Below are 13,922 nucleotides of genomic sequence, written 5' to 3'. Positions count from 1 at the left end.
CAACAATAAGACAGATCAAGAGAACGAGCGACGGGGTTCTTCACCAGATGGTTCAAGCTATTCGTTATCCCAGGCGGAAGACGATCGCGCTGGCGCTCGCAGCAGCGGGGTTGTCCGCGATCTGTCCGCCAACCCGGTGCGCCCCTGCCGGCGGGCAGATCACGGCCGGCACGGGGACCATCAATGCCACGGCGAATTCCACCGGCGGCACGAACACGGTGGTCCAGCAAAACGGCAACCGGCTCGCGATCAACTGGACGAGCTTCGACATCGGCGCGAAGGACACCGTCACGTTCGCCCAGCCGAGCAGCAGCGCCATTGCATTGAATCGCGTGACAAGCCAGAGCGCCACACAGATCCTCGGCACGCTGAGCGCGAACGGACAGGTGTTCATCCTGAATCCGAATGGCGTGTTGTTTGGCAAAACGGCCCAGGTCAACGTCGGCGGTTTGCTCGCGACGACCTTGAGCCTGTCCGACAGCGATTTCCTTGCGGGTAACTATCGCTTCACGGACAGCGGCGGCACCGGCAGCATCGTCAACGAAGGGCAGATTACGGCGAACGGCGGTTATATCGCGTTTATCGCGCCGCACGTGTCGAACCAGGGCGCGCTCATCGCCGACCAGGGGACCGTCGAGCTGGCGGCCGGCGCGGCCGCCACGGTGACGCTTGCCGGCAATCAGCTCGTTTCGCTGACGGTCGATCAGGGCACGCTCGACGCGCTCGCCGAAAACGGCGACCTGATCCGCGCCGACGGCGGCGTCGTGATCCTGACGAGCAAGGGCAGGGACGCCGTGCTGTCGGGCGTCGTCAACAACACGGGGGAGATCCGCGCACGCACGGCCGTCAATGTGGGCGGCACAATCAAGCTGCTGGCGGATGGCGGCACGGTGCTCGTCGGCGGCACGCTCGATGCCTCCGCGCCCAACGGCGGCGATGGCGGTTCGATCGAAACGTCGGGCCAGGCGTTCAAGCTGATGTCAGACGCGTCGATCACGACGCGCGCAGCGTCCGGCAAGACGGGCACCTGGCTCATCGATCCGTCCGATATCACCGTGGCTGCATCGGGCGGCGACATGACGGGTGCCGAGCTGTCCGCGCAACTGGCGAACACCAGCCTCGCGTTGACGACGAGCGGTGGCACGGGCGGCAACGGCGACATCACGATCAGCGACAACGTTGCATGGAGTTCGGGTAACACGCTCACGCTGACGGCCGACCGCAACATCAACATCACCGGCACGCTGAATGCCGGCACGACCGGCTCGCTCGTAGCCAATGCGACGAACAACATCGTGCTGGCAGGGGCGTTTACCGGGCTCGCGCTCAGTGCGGCGAGCGCGAGCGGCAACATCACGCTTTCCGCGCCCATCACGCTCGATACGACGAGCGGCGTGCTGACGTTGTCGGCGGCAGGCACGATCACGCCCGATCAGAACGCCGCGATTACCACGGGCACGTTCGATCTCACGGGAGGCCAGTGGCTCCAGGTCGGGAGCGGTTCCGTCGCGAGTTTCAGCGCACAGAATTTCGTGCTGACAAGCGGCTCGTTCCTGCGTGCATTGAGCGGTAGTGGAACAACCACCGATCCGTATCTGATCGGCGACGTCTATGGTCTGCAGGGCATCGGCTCGTCCGTGTCGCTGCTCGCCGATGCATACAAGCTCGCCAATTCGATCGATGCGAGCGGCACCGCGAACTGGAACAGCGGCGCCGGTTTCGCCCCGATCGGCAGCAGCACCGACATGCCCTTCACGGGCACGTTCGACGGCAACGGCAAGACCATCACCGGCCTGTCGATCAGTCTGCCGAATACCCAGGACGTGGGCCTCTTCGGCATCGTTCAGGATGGCTCGATATCGAATCTTTCGCTGACCAACTTTACTGTCGAGGGTTCGCGCTTCGTCGGCGCGCTGACCGGCATCAACCAGGGCGGGACGATCTCGGGCGTCTCCGTCGACAACGGAACGGTGACGGCCACCTCCAACACGCTGGCCGACATGGTCGGCACGACCAACGTCGGCGGGCTCGTCGGAGAAAACGTCAACGACACGGGTTCGACCGCGACGATCAGCAATTCGAGCGCCGGCTTGGGCGTGACGGTGACGGCGTCTGCCGGCGCCAGCGGCTCGATCACGCTCGGCCAGGTCGGCGGTCTGGTCGGATTGAACGCCGGCGGGACGATCGTGAGTTCGACCTCGGCCGCGTTCGTGACGGGTGACCGGTTTGTCGGCGGACTCGTCGGCCGGAACGACGGCACGATCTCGCAGTCGTTCTCGATCTCGCAGGTGACCTCGGTCTGGGGCTACGACGGCGGCCTGGTCGGCTTGAACACGGGCACGATCGCCGACAGCTACGCGCTCGGCGCGGTGACGGGCACCTTTGCATCGGCTGGGCTCGTCGGCCAGAACATGGGCACGATCGCGCGCAGCTATGCAGCGGGCCTGGTGCAGGACAGCAGCGGTGTGACGGGCGGTCTCGTCGCGGTCGGCACGGGCACGGTCAGCGACAGCTACTGGAACACCGACACGACCGGGCAGACCACGAGTCTAGGCGGCACGGGCCTCACGAACGCGCAGATGCTGACGGGCACGGCGTCGAACTTTGCCGGTTTCGATTTCAGCAGCGTCTGGAAATTCATCGACGGCACGTCGTATCCGTATCTCGCGTCGATCTTCACGAGCACGCCGACGGTATTTTCCGGCACCTACACAAGCGCGTCAGGAACCGCGAAAGCCGGCTCGACCGTCGACCTCGCCGCGAACGACCAGTTGATCGGCAGCGTATTGACGGGCGCAAACGGCTTCTACTATCTGATGTTCTCCTCGACCACCTTCAGCGGCACAACGGCCGTGGTCGTCTTCACGCCGAGCGGCAGCGGCACCGCACTCGCTGCCGCCGAGACCTCGGGCGCAAGCGTGGCGATGGACCTCACGGACAACGTCGTCAAACTGGGCGGCACGAACGTGAGCCTCGGCGACATTGCGGCTGCGCTCGGCAATCCGTTTTCGGGCGGGACGGTTTCGTCGGTGGCGTCGCTGCTGCCGTCCGTCCTGACCGATCTGCGGGCGACCGCGCTGACGACAGCAAGCGGCGTCTCGCTGGTGTTCGATTCGGGCACGACGCTCAGCCTGAGCGGCGACACGACGCTCTCGGCGGCCCAGATGACGCTGGGCTCCGTGAGCGGCAGCGGCTCGACGCTCACGTTGCAGACTTCGGGCGGCGACATCACGCAGAGCGGCGCGTTCACGCTGGGCGCGCTCGGCGTGGCCGGCGCGGGCAATGTGACGCTCGATGGCGCGAACCAGATCGGCACCGTGGCCGCCAATGTCAGCGGCACGTTCAGTCTGAACAACGCCGCCGATCTGACGGTCGGCCAGGTCGGCGCGACGGCGGGGATCACGGCGGGTGGCGCCGTCGCGTTGACGAATACCGGCTACGCGACGACGCTCGCGCAGGCGATCACGTCGTCGGCGAGCGGCGATGCCGTCGTGCTGGCGAGCGCGGACTTCACGAATGCCTTTGGATCGAATGCCGTTGTCGCGAGCAACGGCCGGTGGCTCATCTATTCGGCGAGCCCCGATGCCGACACATTCGGCGGCTTGCAAAGCGGCAACGATGCGCTCTGGGGACAAAGCTACAGCGCCGGTTCGACGGTTTCGGCAAGCGGCAATCGCTACGTCTTCTCGACCGACCAGACGATTCTCGTGAACGCGATCGCGAATCAGAAGAAGGCAGGCCAGACTGCGCAGGAAAGTGCGACGTACTCGTTGAAATACGCCGGCGCGAGCTACGGCTACGCCTTCACCGATGCGGCCGTGCCGGCGGGCATGTCGATCAGCGTATACAGCAACGGCGATGCGGCAAGTGCGACCCGCGCGAACGGGGACGACGGCATAGGACGCTATCGCATCCGCTTCACGGCGTCAGGCGTGCCTGCCGGTTACGTGGTGGCCGATGGCCAGTTGGCGGACCTGACCATCACGAGCGCGACCTCCTCACCCTCGCCCGTCGTCGATCAGGTCCATGCGATCGCGAGCACCGACGCCGACACGGGTGCCCTCGACGTCGACACACTGCGCAGAAAGGAAGTCAGCACCATCATTGCGACGTTCGACGCGGCCCGCACGACGCTCGTCGCCAATGACAACCGGTCTTCGTCGGTTGCGGCATGGCCCGTGTCCGCGGCGTGCGCACCGTGAGCGCGCCGATGGCCGTCCGTTTCATGAAGCCGCGTCGCTCCGTTCTGCTGCACGTAGTCGCCGGGCTCGGCACGGTGCTCGGCTGCGCGATACCCGAAGCCTCGGCGCAACTGGCGACACCGGTGCCGAATCTGCCAAATGTGCCCAATGCGGGCAGCACGTTGCGCGACCAGTTGCAAAGTCTGCCGCCACCGGCACTGCCCGCATCGAATGCCGAGATCCATATCGAGTCTCCCGCCGGAGCCGGGCCGTCGGCATCGACGCTGCGCTTCGCCGTCAAGGGCTTTCAGATGGACGGCAACACGAAGTTCAGCACGGCAGCCTTGATGCCGCTGCTCGCACCGGCGCTCGGCGACGCGCGCACGCTGGGCGATCTCGACGAGGCAGCGGCGCGAATCACCGATTTCTATCGTGCGCATGGCTATCTCGTCGCGCGCGCTTACGTCCCCGCACAGGACATTCGCGACGGCATGGTCGGCATTGCGATCGTCGAAGGGCGCTATGGCAAGGTCGAGTTGCATAACGGCTCACCCGTGCGGGACGCCGTGCTGCAACGTTATGCGAGCTCCGCGCATCTGGGGGAGGTGGTCGACGAGCGGCGCCTCGATCGTGTGGCGTTGCTGATGCAGGACGCAACGGGCGCGAGCGCCGTCACGGGCAATCTGCAGGCAGGCGACACGCCGGGCACGTCGGACCTGGCGCTCGACGTGCCGCCAACGCGCGCGCTCGCATTCAGTGTGCAGGGCGACAACTACGGCATCCGCCCGACAGGGCGCGACCGCATCGGCGGCTCGCTGCAATGGCTGAGTCCCCTCGGCTTCGGCGACCGGCTCGATGCGCGCGCATTGACGTCGGTGACGGGGCAGACGTTCGGCCAGCTCGGCTACAGCGCGCCCATCGGCAGCGACGGGCTGCGCACCGGCATTTCGCTCGTGGAATCGACGTACCGGCTCGGCGCCGATTTTGCGTCGCTCGATGCCTACGGTCACGCGACGGTGCTGTCCTGGACGACGAGCTATCCGCTGATCCGCTCGCGCACCGTCAACCTCAACGCGGAAGGCGGATTCGACCGCAAGAGTCTGACCGATCACGCGAGCGGCACGGTCGATAACAAGTTCGACAACGTCTATGTTGCCGGCGTCAACGGCAATGTGCTGCTCGGCAAGACGTTCGCCAGCTACGCACTGCGTATGGAGGCGGGTGACGTGCATTTCGAGTCGGCCGATGCGCTCGCTACGGACCAGTCGTCGGCCCAATCGGCAGGGCATTACCGGAAGGCCACGTATTCGTTTGCGCTCTACGAGGCTTTCACGTCGAAGCTTCAGCTCTACCTCGCGTTGAGCGGACAGCAGGCCTCGAAAAATCTCATCTCATCGGAGAAGTTTTCGCTGGGCGGCCCGTATGGCGTGCGTGCGTATCCGACCGGCGAGGCGCCCGGCGACGAAGGCTATCTCGCGACGGCGGAACTGCGCTATGCGCTCGCGCAGTCGGTCGTGCCCGGTCAGCTGGGTGTGTATGGATTCGTCGACACGGGGTTCGTGCGCGACAACGTCTATCCGTTCACGACCGATCCCAACCATCGTCGGCTGTCCGGGGTGGGCGTCGGCATCACGTTGTCGGGCGCGCCGAGCTACGAGGTGCGTCTTGTCTACGCGCACAAGCTCGGCAACGCGGCGGCGGTGGCCGATACCGACCACGCGGGCCGCGTGTGGCTTCAGTTGACCAAGGCCTTTTGAGGGAGAGACAGCCTGTGCGTTCATTCTTCCGCCTCTGCGCATGCCTCGGCGCGCTCGTCGCCATGAGCGCCGCGAGCGTCGCCCGCGCCGATGCGCCGGCCGGCACGATCGCCTACACCGCCGGTGTCGTGGCGATCGAAGCGGCTGGAGGCACGAAGCGTTTCGCCGTGGCAGGCTCCGCGCTCGAACGCGGCGACACGATCCAGACCATGAAAAACGCCGAGGCCGTGCTGCTGATGGCTGATCATCAACGCATCTATCTCAAGGGCGACACGGTGTACCGGATCGACGATTACCGCTTCGGCGAAGACGATCCGGCGCGCAACGTCAGCGTCGCGTCGCTGCTCAAGGGCGGGTTGCGCGTGATCTCGGGGTTGATCGGCAAACAGGGCAATCCCGACGCATATCAGCTGAAGACACAGACGGCGACGATCGGCATTCGCGGCACCGAGTGGTCAGTGCTCGAGTGCGGGTTGCAATGTTCCGGCGACGAGGCCGGCGAACACGTGCGCGTCTATCACGGCACGATCGACGTTCGCACCGACGTTGACCATCACGAATTGTCCGAGGGCTACGGCACGATCATCCGCTCACGGCACTCGACGTTCGACGCCATGTCAGGGACCAATGTCAAGTCCGTCGTCCCGTCTCCCGCCGCTTGCAAGTAAATCACACCATGACCGACAAGACCTTTGCATTCAGGACATCGCCGCGCGACTCGGGCACCGGCACGCCGGTAACGGCCAACGTCGTCGCCGGTCTGCTGTCCGGCTTCGTCTCGCTGTGCTATTCGATCGCCTACGGGTCGCTGATCTTCAGCGGCAGCCTCGCGCATTTCGTGAGCGTCGGCATCCTGGTCACGCTCGTGAGCGGTGGCGTCATCGCGCTCGTCGTCGCGGTGAAAAGCTCGTTGCCGTTCTCGATCGGCGGGCCCGACAGCAATGCCGTGGCGGTCCTCGTCGGTCTTGCGGGCAGCGTGGCAGCCGACGCCAGCGCGACAGGCCTGCCGCCGGACGGCGTTCTCTTCACCGTGCTTGCAGCAATCGCCGTGAGTTCGATCGTGACAGGGACACTGCTCTATCTGGTCGGCGTGTCGCGCCGCAGTTCGATGATCCAGTTTTTGCCGTTTCCGGTTGTCGGCGGATTTCTCGGCGGTTCGGGCTATCTGCTGTTGTCCGGCGCAATGCGCACGCTGACCGGACACAGTCTCGGCTGGTCCGCGCTGGCCGCGCTGCCCGATCTGCCCTGGCTTGCCTGGCTGCCGGCACTTGTGGTGTGCGGCACGCTGCTCGCCGCGCAAGGCCGCGTCAAACCCTATGCGCTGACGCCGCTTGGCCTCGGGGCGGGCGTGGTCGTGTTCTTTGCGGGAATGCTCGCGATGGGGCAGACGGCCGAGCAGTGGCGTGCGGCGGGCCTGCTCTTCGACCGTGAATCGCTGTCGTCGCTGCAGTTGCCGCTCATGCTGCCGCGTCACCAGATCGACTGGACCACGATCGTCACTCACTTGCCCGAATGCCTGGCCGTGGCGGCGGTATCCGCGTTGACGATTTTGCTGAACGCGAGCGGGGCCAGCGTCGCAACGGGGTTCGACGCCGACTTCAACCAGGAAATGCGCGCGGCTGGTCTCGCCAACCTGCTTGCGGGCGTGACGGGTGGCGTTATCGGCTATCAGTCGATGACGCGCACGCTGCTGAACCGCCGCGCTGGGGCGACCGCGCGCCTGAGCGGCATCGTTGCGGGTGCCAGCTGCTTCGCCGTCATCGGGCTCGTGCCGGGCGTGATTGCCTGGCTGCCGAAACCCGTGCTCGTCGGACTGCAGCTTTATCTTTCCTGGGGAATCCTGCGCGAATGGCTCATCGCCTCCTATCGCAAGCTGGGCCTCGCCGACTATCTGCTCGTCTTGCTGATCGTTGGCGTCATCGCGGTCGAGGGGGTCGTTGCGGGCATCGCGCTCGGCATCGCCGCCGCCTGCGCGATGTTCGTCTTCAACTACAGCCGCATCAGCGCGGTGTCGCGCGAGTTCGACGCCCGTGCGTGCCATTCGAACGTCGAGCGTTCGATCGAAGATACGGCATGGCTTCGCGAGCACGGTGATGCCGTGGTCGGTGTCTGTCTGCAAGGCTTTCTGTTTTTCGGCACCGCGAATCTCGTGCTGCGCCGGCTGGGCAAGCGGCTGGGCAACGCCGCCGGCAGCAAGCAGCATTATGTGATGCTGGATTTTCGCCAGGTGAGCGGTCTCGACGTATCGACTTCGGCGACATTCCTCAGGCTCAAGCAGCGCTGCGCGGCAAACGGCGACACGCTCGTCCTTACCGCGTTGCCCCCGCGAGCGCACGAGATGCTTGCGCGTGCGCGCGTGCTGACTGCGGACGTCAAGACATTCAGCGATCTCGACACCGGCCTCGAATGGGTCGAAGACCGGTTGCTCGCGCGAACCGATCGCCTGGCGGCGCAGACTGTGTCGCACGGGCTGAGCGCGATACAGCCGCACTTTACCGAAGCGGCCCTAGCGCAGCTCGAGCGCTGTATGCAAACACGCCGGCTCGCACAAGACGAGCCGCTATTTGCGCGCGGCGATGCCGGCGATGCGGTGTACTTCATCGAAGCGGGGCGTGTAACCGTTTCGCTGCCGCTCGCGAACGGCCAATCGATGCGTCTGCGCTCGTTTGGCGCGGGCACGGTGGTCGGCGAAATGGCGCTCTATACGCAGCAAACGCGCAGCGCGGATGTGCGGGCCGACGAGCCGACCGTCGTGCGGCGTCTCACATTCGACGCACTGCAGCGGCTCGAATCGGCCGACGCCGATACCGCGCGGCAATTTCACCGCTTCGTCGTGAAGGTGCTGGCCTCGCGGCTCGCCGTCACGAACGAAGCTGTGCGTGCCGCCCGCTGAGCCGCGCGATGAAACGCAACCTCTTGCGCTGGATCGCCAGTCTTGCCGTGCTCGCCGTTCTACTCGGCCACGCGGCCGGTTTCTACCGGCTGCTCCCCGTCGACGTACTCGACAATCTCATCTACGACGCGCGGCTGCGGCTGACGATGCCGCGCACGCCCGACGACAGGATTGTGATCGTCGATATCGATGAACGCAGCCTTGCAGAGGTGGGCCGCTGGCCATGGGGAAGGGACCGGATGGCGATGCTTGTCGACCGGCTCTTCGGCGCGGGCGCGAGCGTGGTTGGGTTCGACATCGTGATGGCCGAGCCGGATCGCAGTTCGGGACTCGCTTCGCTCGAACAGCTTGCCGCAGGCGGCATGCGCGGCGACGCAAGATATCGGGCGGTGCTTGACGGTTTGCGCGGACAGCTCGATTTCGATGGCCGGTTCGCCGCCGCGCTGGGCGGCCGGCCGGTTGTGCTCGGTTATTACATGAGCGGTCGCGGCGACGCGCATGGTGCCTTGCCTTCCCCCGTTCTGTCCGCTGCCGTGTTCGCGGGCCATCAAGGGGGCGTGAGGGAAGCCCAGGGATACGCGGGTAATCTGCCCGTTTTTCAGCAGGCCTCGACCAGTGCGGGTTTTTTCAATCCCGTGGTCGACTTCGACGGCAACGTGCGGCGCGTGCCATTGCTGATTCGGCACGGCGACAAAGTATACGAGTCGCTCTCGCTCGCCATCGTGCGGCTTGTGCTCGGCGAGCCTGTGCTCGTGCCGGATTTCGGCGAGCGCGGTGACAAGGGCGACGATCCGCTCGACACGCTCGTGCTGAAGACGCCACGCCGTACCGTTCGGATTCCTGTGGACGAGCACGGCGCGGCACTCGTTCCGTATCGCGGCCGCGACCATAGCTTTCCGTATGTGTCGGCGGCCGACGTGCTGACCGGCAAGGTGCCCGCCGACCTGCTCGCGCATCGCATCGTTCTCGTCGGCACGACGGCGCCGGGCCTGCTCGACATGCGCTCGACACCCGTCGGCAGCGTCTATCCAGGTGTGGAGATTCACGCCAATCTGGTGAGCGGCATGCTCGACGGCACGCTCCGGCACGAGCCCGCCTATGCGAGCGCGATCCAGCTCGTGGCGATGCTCGTCATCGGGCTGCTGATGATTTTCGGGCTGCCCTGGCAGGCGCCGTTGCGTGCGACGGCCGCCACTATCGCCTTGCTGGCGCTCGCAACGGCAGGTGATTTCGCGCTGTGGACCTACGGCGGCGGTGTCTTGCCGTTTGCTGCGAGCATCCTGCTGATCGCGACGCTGTTCGTGCTCAACATGTCGCTCGGCTTCTTCCTCGAATCCCGCCACCGTCGCCAGTTTGCGAATCTGTTCGGCCAGTACGTGCCGCCCGAGCTGGTCGAGGAGATGAGTCGCGAGCCGGGACGCTATAGCATGGACGGTCGTCGCGCCGAGCTGACGGTACTCTTCTGCGACGTGCGCGGCTTCACGACGATCGCCGAGACGCTCGAACCGGAAGACCTCGCCCGGTGGATGAACGAATACCTCGGTGCGATGACGGCAGTGATCCGCGCCCAACGCGGCACGCTCGACAAATACATCGGCGACGCGATCATGGCTTTCTGGGGAGCGCCAGTCGCGGATCCGAATCACGCACAGCACGCCGTGCTTGGGGCTCTGCGGATGCGCGAGGCGCTGACGCTGCTCAATACGGCGCTCGCGCAACGCGGCAAGCCGGCGATCCGCGTCGGCATCGGCATCAACACGGGACCGATGACCGTTGGCGACATGGGCTCGGATGTGCGCCGCGCTTATACGGTGATGGGCGATTCGGTCAATCTCGGTGCGCGGCTCGAGGGCATCTCCAGGCACTATGGCGTCGACGTCGTGGTGGGAGAGTCGACGCGCGAGCAAACGGAAGGCATCGTCTATCGGGAACTCGATCGCGTGCGCGTCAAGGGCAAGCGGGAAGCCGTGGCAATCTACGAGCCCATCGCCGAAGCGGACCGGTTGCCCGCCGTATTGGCCTGGGAACTCGGCCAATGGGACGAGGCGCTGCGGTACTACCGCTCGGGAGACTGGGACGCGGCCGAAGCATTGCTGCGCCCACTGGTGGGCGCAGCGCCCGGCAGCGGCCTCTATGCGCTCTATCTCGAACGCATTGCGACGGCGCGCGAGCGTGCATGCATCGAGGCGTGGGATGGCATCCACGACTTCGACACCAAATAAGTACAAGGCCGCACATGATGAAACTTACCGTGCTCGGTTGCAGCGGAGGGATAGGGGGAGACGCGCATCGCACAACGGCGCTGCTCGTCGACGACACCGTGCTCATCGATGCGGGCACGGGCGTCGCCGATCTCGACGTGGATGCGCTTGAGCGCATCGATCACGTGTTCATCACGCATGCGCACGTCGACCATATAGCGTGCCTGCCGTTGATGCTCGACACCGTGGGGGAGCGGCGCGCGAAACCGCTTGTCGTGCATTGCACGGTTGCAACGGAAATGATCTTGCGCGCCCACCTGTTCAACGGTGCCCTGTGGCCGGATTTCACGCGCATACCCTCGCGGGATAGACCGTTTTTGCGCTTCGCGCCGCTGGAAGAAGGCGAGTCATGCGCGATCGGCGAGCGGATTTTCAGGCCGCTGCCGGCCGAGCACGGCGTGCCGGCGGTCGGTTATCACGTCGCGACACCTCGAGGCAGTGTCGTGTTCGGCGGCGACTCGACCGTGTGTCCGGCGTTCTGGCATGCCGTCGCGCAGATTCCCGACCTGCGCTATCTGATCGTCGAGACTGCGTTTCCCGACGCCAAACGGGAACTCGCGATCCAGTCGAAGCATTTGTGTCCATCCTTGCTTGCGTCTCAATTGCCGCGGCACGCCAGCGGTTTTCGCCTGCTGATCTCGCATGTGAAACCAGGCCATGCCGACGAGACGATGCGCGAACTGCAGCGCGCGGCAGGGCAGCATGAACCGGAAATGTTAGCGAGAGGACAGGTCTACTGGATTTGAAAGTGGGGTGGTGCGTTCCAACGGAAGCCAGAGTGTAAAGCGCGTGCCGAGTGGTCCGGAGTGCCATGCGACCGTGCCGTCGAGGGTACGGGCGCGGCGCTGCTGGTTGTGCAGGCCACGTCCGGTTGTCGAACCCAGTACGCGTTCGACATCGAACCCCTGACCGTTATCTTCGATGCTGACCTGCACGCCGTCAGTATCCACAGCGGTACTCAATCGAATCACGCTCGCGTGGGTATGGTGGAGAACGTTGGCAATGCTCTCCTGCGCGATGCGCAGAATATGCAGCGCGCTGCTGGGATCGAGCCAGGCCAGCGTGGGCAGTTCCTGCACCTCCCACAGCAGCGCGATGCCCGCACCCTCCAGCCGGGGTTCCAGCCGGAAACGCAGCGTGGCCAGCAACAGCAGCAGATCTGCCTCGACAGGCTCCATCGAGTCGATGGTCAGCTTGAGGTCGTCGAGGCAACTCTTGAGAATGTGCGACACGTCGATGTCGCTTGTGTCCCCACGTTCGACGGAGCGGATCGCGCTGATCAGCGACGACCCGAGCCCGTCATGCATGTCCTGCATCAGTCGGCGGCGTTCGTCGCTGATCGTTTGCCGCAACTCCGCCTCGCGCAGCCGTTGGTGACTGAGTGCGAGTTCGGCTTCGCGCTCGTCCAGGCGCTGTGCGAGGTTCGCGTTCATCAGCTCGACTTCGCTGATGGCGTTGACGTAGCGCCGGTACATCAGGGAGCTGAAAATGCCGAACGTGATGGCGTTGGTGTAGGCCCCGAAATAAAAGCCCTCCGGGCTGACGAAGTTGTTTTGCAGCAACCAGTCGGACACGCCCAGCAAGGTGCAGATACTGACACCGATGGCCACCAGCACGCCCTCGTGGGAACGGCTCCAGGCATTGACGCCCCCCGCCACGCCGACGCTCGCGCCCATCAGCGCGGCAATCGGATAGATCAGCGGGGTGACTTTGGGCGTGTTGGGCAAGACCGCCAGCACCGGCAGCGTCAGCACGCCGATCAGGGCGGCCACCCCGACCAGCGCGCGCGTGAACCCCGTGAGCGGACGGCCGTGCAATTGACACAGGAAGAAGTGCACGACGATGACCAGCCACAACAGGGAATTCACCGTCAGCCAGGCGAACCAGTCGTTGGCGACGGGCAAGTCGACATAGAAGTGCAGGCTGCGCAGGAATGAGGTGACCGCGAGGTTAAAGAACAGCAGGTAGGCCGTTTCGTGGCGACGCCGGAACCACACGAACAGGGCGAACATGCCGACTGCCAGAAACGCCGCGCTGAGTACGGCGGGCAGTTGCTGCTGCAGCCATTGGCGCGTGTGGTAACGACCTTTCAGCGCCTCGACGGGGCCAAGCCACAGCGAGGACACGGCCACCTGGGTGGCCAGCGAGTGCTCGAGGCGGATGAGGACCTCGCTTACCGGCGGGTCGCCGGCATGCCTGTGCACCACGACCCACAGCGGGGTCCGGGTGCTGTTCCACAGCGGACCTTGTTCCTGTGCCAGGTGAACCAGCTGGCCGTCGACATAGACCGCGATGGTGCCGTCCGTCTTGATGCGTACGCCATATAGCGCGAGGCGGGTGGCATGGCTGGGCAATCCGTGCACCGACAGCCTGAGCCAGGTGATGCGGCTGCCGCTGGACGTCGCTTTTGAACTGCCGGCCTGGCGCACCAGAGCGATGGAGCGGGCGAGAGGCAGCGTGACTGGCTGCCACGTCTCGGGCAAGGATGTGCTGTTCAGGGTGGGCGGCGGCTCGCTGAAGCCTGGTGCATCGTCGACCTGCCAGTCGGCTTGTGTCAGGTGCAGGCTGGCGGCCGGCGGCTGCTCGCTGCCGGCTTGCGAATAGAAGATGCCTACGATGACCAGCAACACCGCGGAAAAGACGAACACCGCGTTGGCGACGAACGGCGTAGGGCGATATTTCAAGCCGCCCCCTCGCCCGGGCCGGCCTGAGCGACGTTGTTCGACGCGTCGGCGAAGCCGTAATCGTCCCCGACATGGATGGAGAGCGGTTCCAGGCGGGTGTTCATGGGGCGCATAGGGGCATTATTGTAAGATAAAATGAGATAAGT

7 protein-coding genes are annotated in these 13,922 nt (G+C 65.2%); 6 read left to right on the top strand and 1 reads right to left on the bottom strand.

Translation table 11 applies throughout. The annotated features are described in order from the left end of the window. Positions 1-47 precede the first annotated feature (47 nt). From DSC91_RS13085 to DSC91_RS13060, 6 genes are read left to right on the top strand one after another with little or no spacing between them, the layout of a single operon-like run. Positions 48-4,202, top strand: a complete 4,155-nt coding sequence (locus DSC91_RS13085; RefSeq protein WP_162831386.1) for a beta strand repeat-containing protein — start codon at positions 48-50, stop codon at positions 4,200-4,202. Beyond that, positions 4,172-5,938 (top strand): ShlB/FhaC/HecB family hemolysin secretion/activation protein, encoded by a 1,767-nt coding sequence (locus DSC91_RS13080; protein WP_115778779.1) that lies wholly within the window; start codon positions 4,172-4,174, stop codon positions 5,936-5,938. Before DSC91_RS13085 ends, DSC91_RS13080 begins: the two co-directional genes overlap by 31 nt. Before the next feature lie 14 nt (positions 5,939-5,952). Next, positions 5,953-6,606, top strand: a complete 654-nt coding sequence (locus tag DSC91_RS13075) for a FecR family protein (protein ID WP_115778777.1) — start codon at positions 5,953-5,955, stop codon at positions 6,604-6,606. 8 nt (positions 6,607-6,614) lie between these two features. After that, positions 6,615-8,831, top strand: a complete 2,217-nt coding sequence (locus DSC91_RS13070) for a SulP family inorganic anion transporter (RefSeq protein ID WP_115778775.1) — start codon at positions 6,615-6,617, stop codon at positions 8,829-8,831. 8 nt (positions 8,832-8,839) lie between these two features. Beyond that, positions 8,840-11,053: a CHASE2 domain-containing protein gene (locus DSC91_RS13065; protein WP_115778773.1), complete on the top strand. Its 2,214-nt coding sequence runs from the start codon at positions 8,840-8,842 to the stop codon at positions 11,051-11,053. Positions 11,054-11,070: 17 nt separating this feature from the next. Next, positions 11,071-11,838 (top strand): 3',5'-cyclic-nucleotide phosphodiesterase, encoded by a 768-nt coding sequence (locus tag DSC91_RS13060; RefSeq protein WP_115778771.1) that lies wholly within the window; start codon positions 11,071-11,073, stop codon positions 11,836-11,838. On the opposite strand, the gene DSC91_RS13055 is transcribed toward DSC91_RS13060, so the two are convergent. Further along, complete coding sequence (locus DSC91_RS13055) at positions 11,809-13,776, bottom strand: sensor histidine kinase (protein ID WP_115778769.1); 1,968 nt, start codon at positions 13,774-13,776, stop codon at positions 11,809-11,811. The genes DSC91_RS13060 and DSC91_RS13055 overlap by 30 nt on opposite strands. Positions 13,777-13,922 lie beyond the last annotated feature (146 nt).

The sequence above is a fragment of the Paraburkholderia caffeinilytica genome (assembly GCF_003368325.1).
Classification (GTDB): domain Bacteria; phylum Pseudomonadota; class Gammaproteobacteria; order Burkholderiales; family Burkholderiaceae; genus Paraburkholderia; species Paraburkholderia caffeinilytica.
The sequence above is the reverse complement of the archived record's forward strand: the minus strand, read 5'-3'. Positions and strand labels throughout refer to the sequence as shown.

What these genes read in the sequence shown, in the direction of transcription:
- DSC91_RS13085 (WP_162831386.1), top strand. Translation starts at nt 48, where the DNA reads ATGGTTCAAGCTATTCGTTATCCCAGGCGGAAGACGATCGCGCTGGCG.
- DSC91_RS13080 (WP_115778779.1), top strand. Translation starts at nt 4,172, where the DNA reads ATGGCCCGTGTCCGCGGCGTGCGCACCGTGAGCGCGCCGATGGCCGTC.
- DSC91_RS13070 (WP_115778775.1), top strand. Translation starts at nt 6,615, where the DNA reads ATGACCGACAAGACCTTTGCATTCAGGACATCGCCGCGCGACTCGGGC.
- DSC91_RS13065 (WP_115778773.1), top strand. Translation starts at nt 8,840, where the DNA reads ATGAAACGCAACCTCTTGCGCTGGATCGCCAGTCTTGCCGTGCTCGCC.
- DSC91_RS13060 (WP_115778771.1), top strand. Translation starts at nt 11,071, where the DNA reads ATGAAACTTACCGTGCTCGGTTGCAGCGGAGGGATAGGGGGAGACGCG.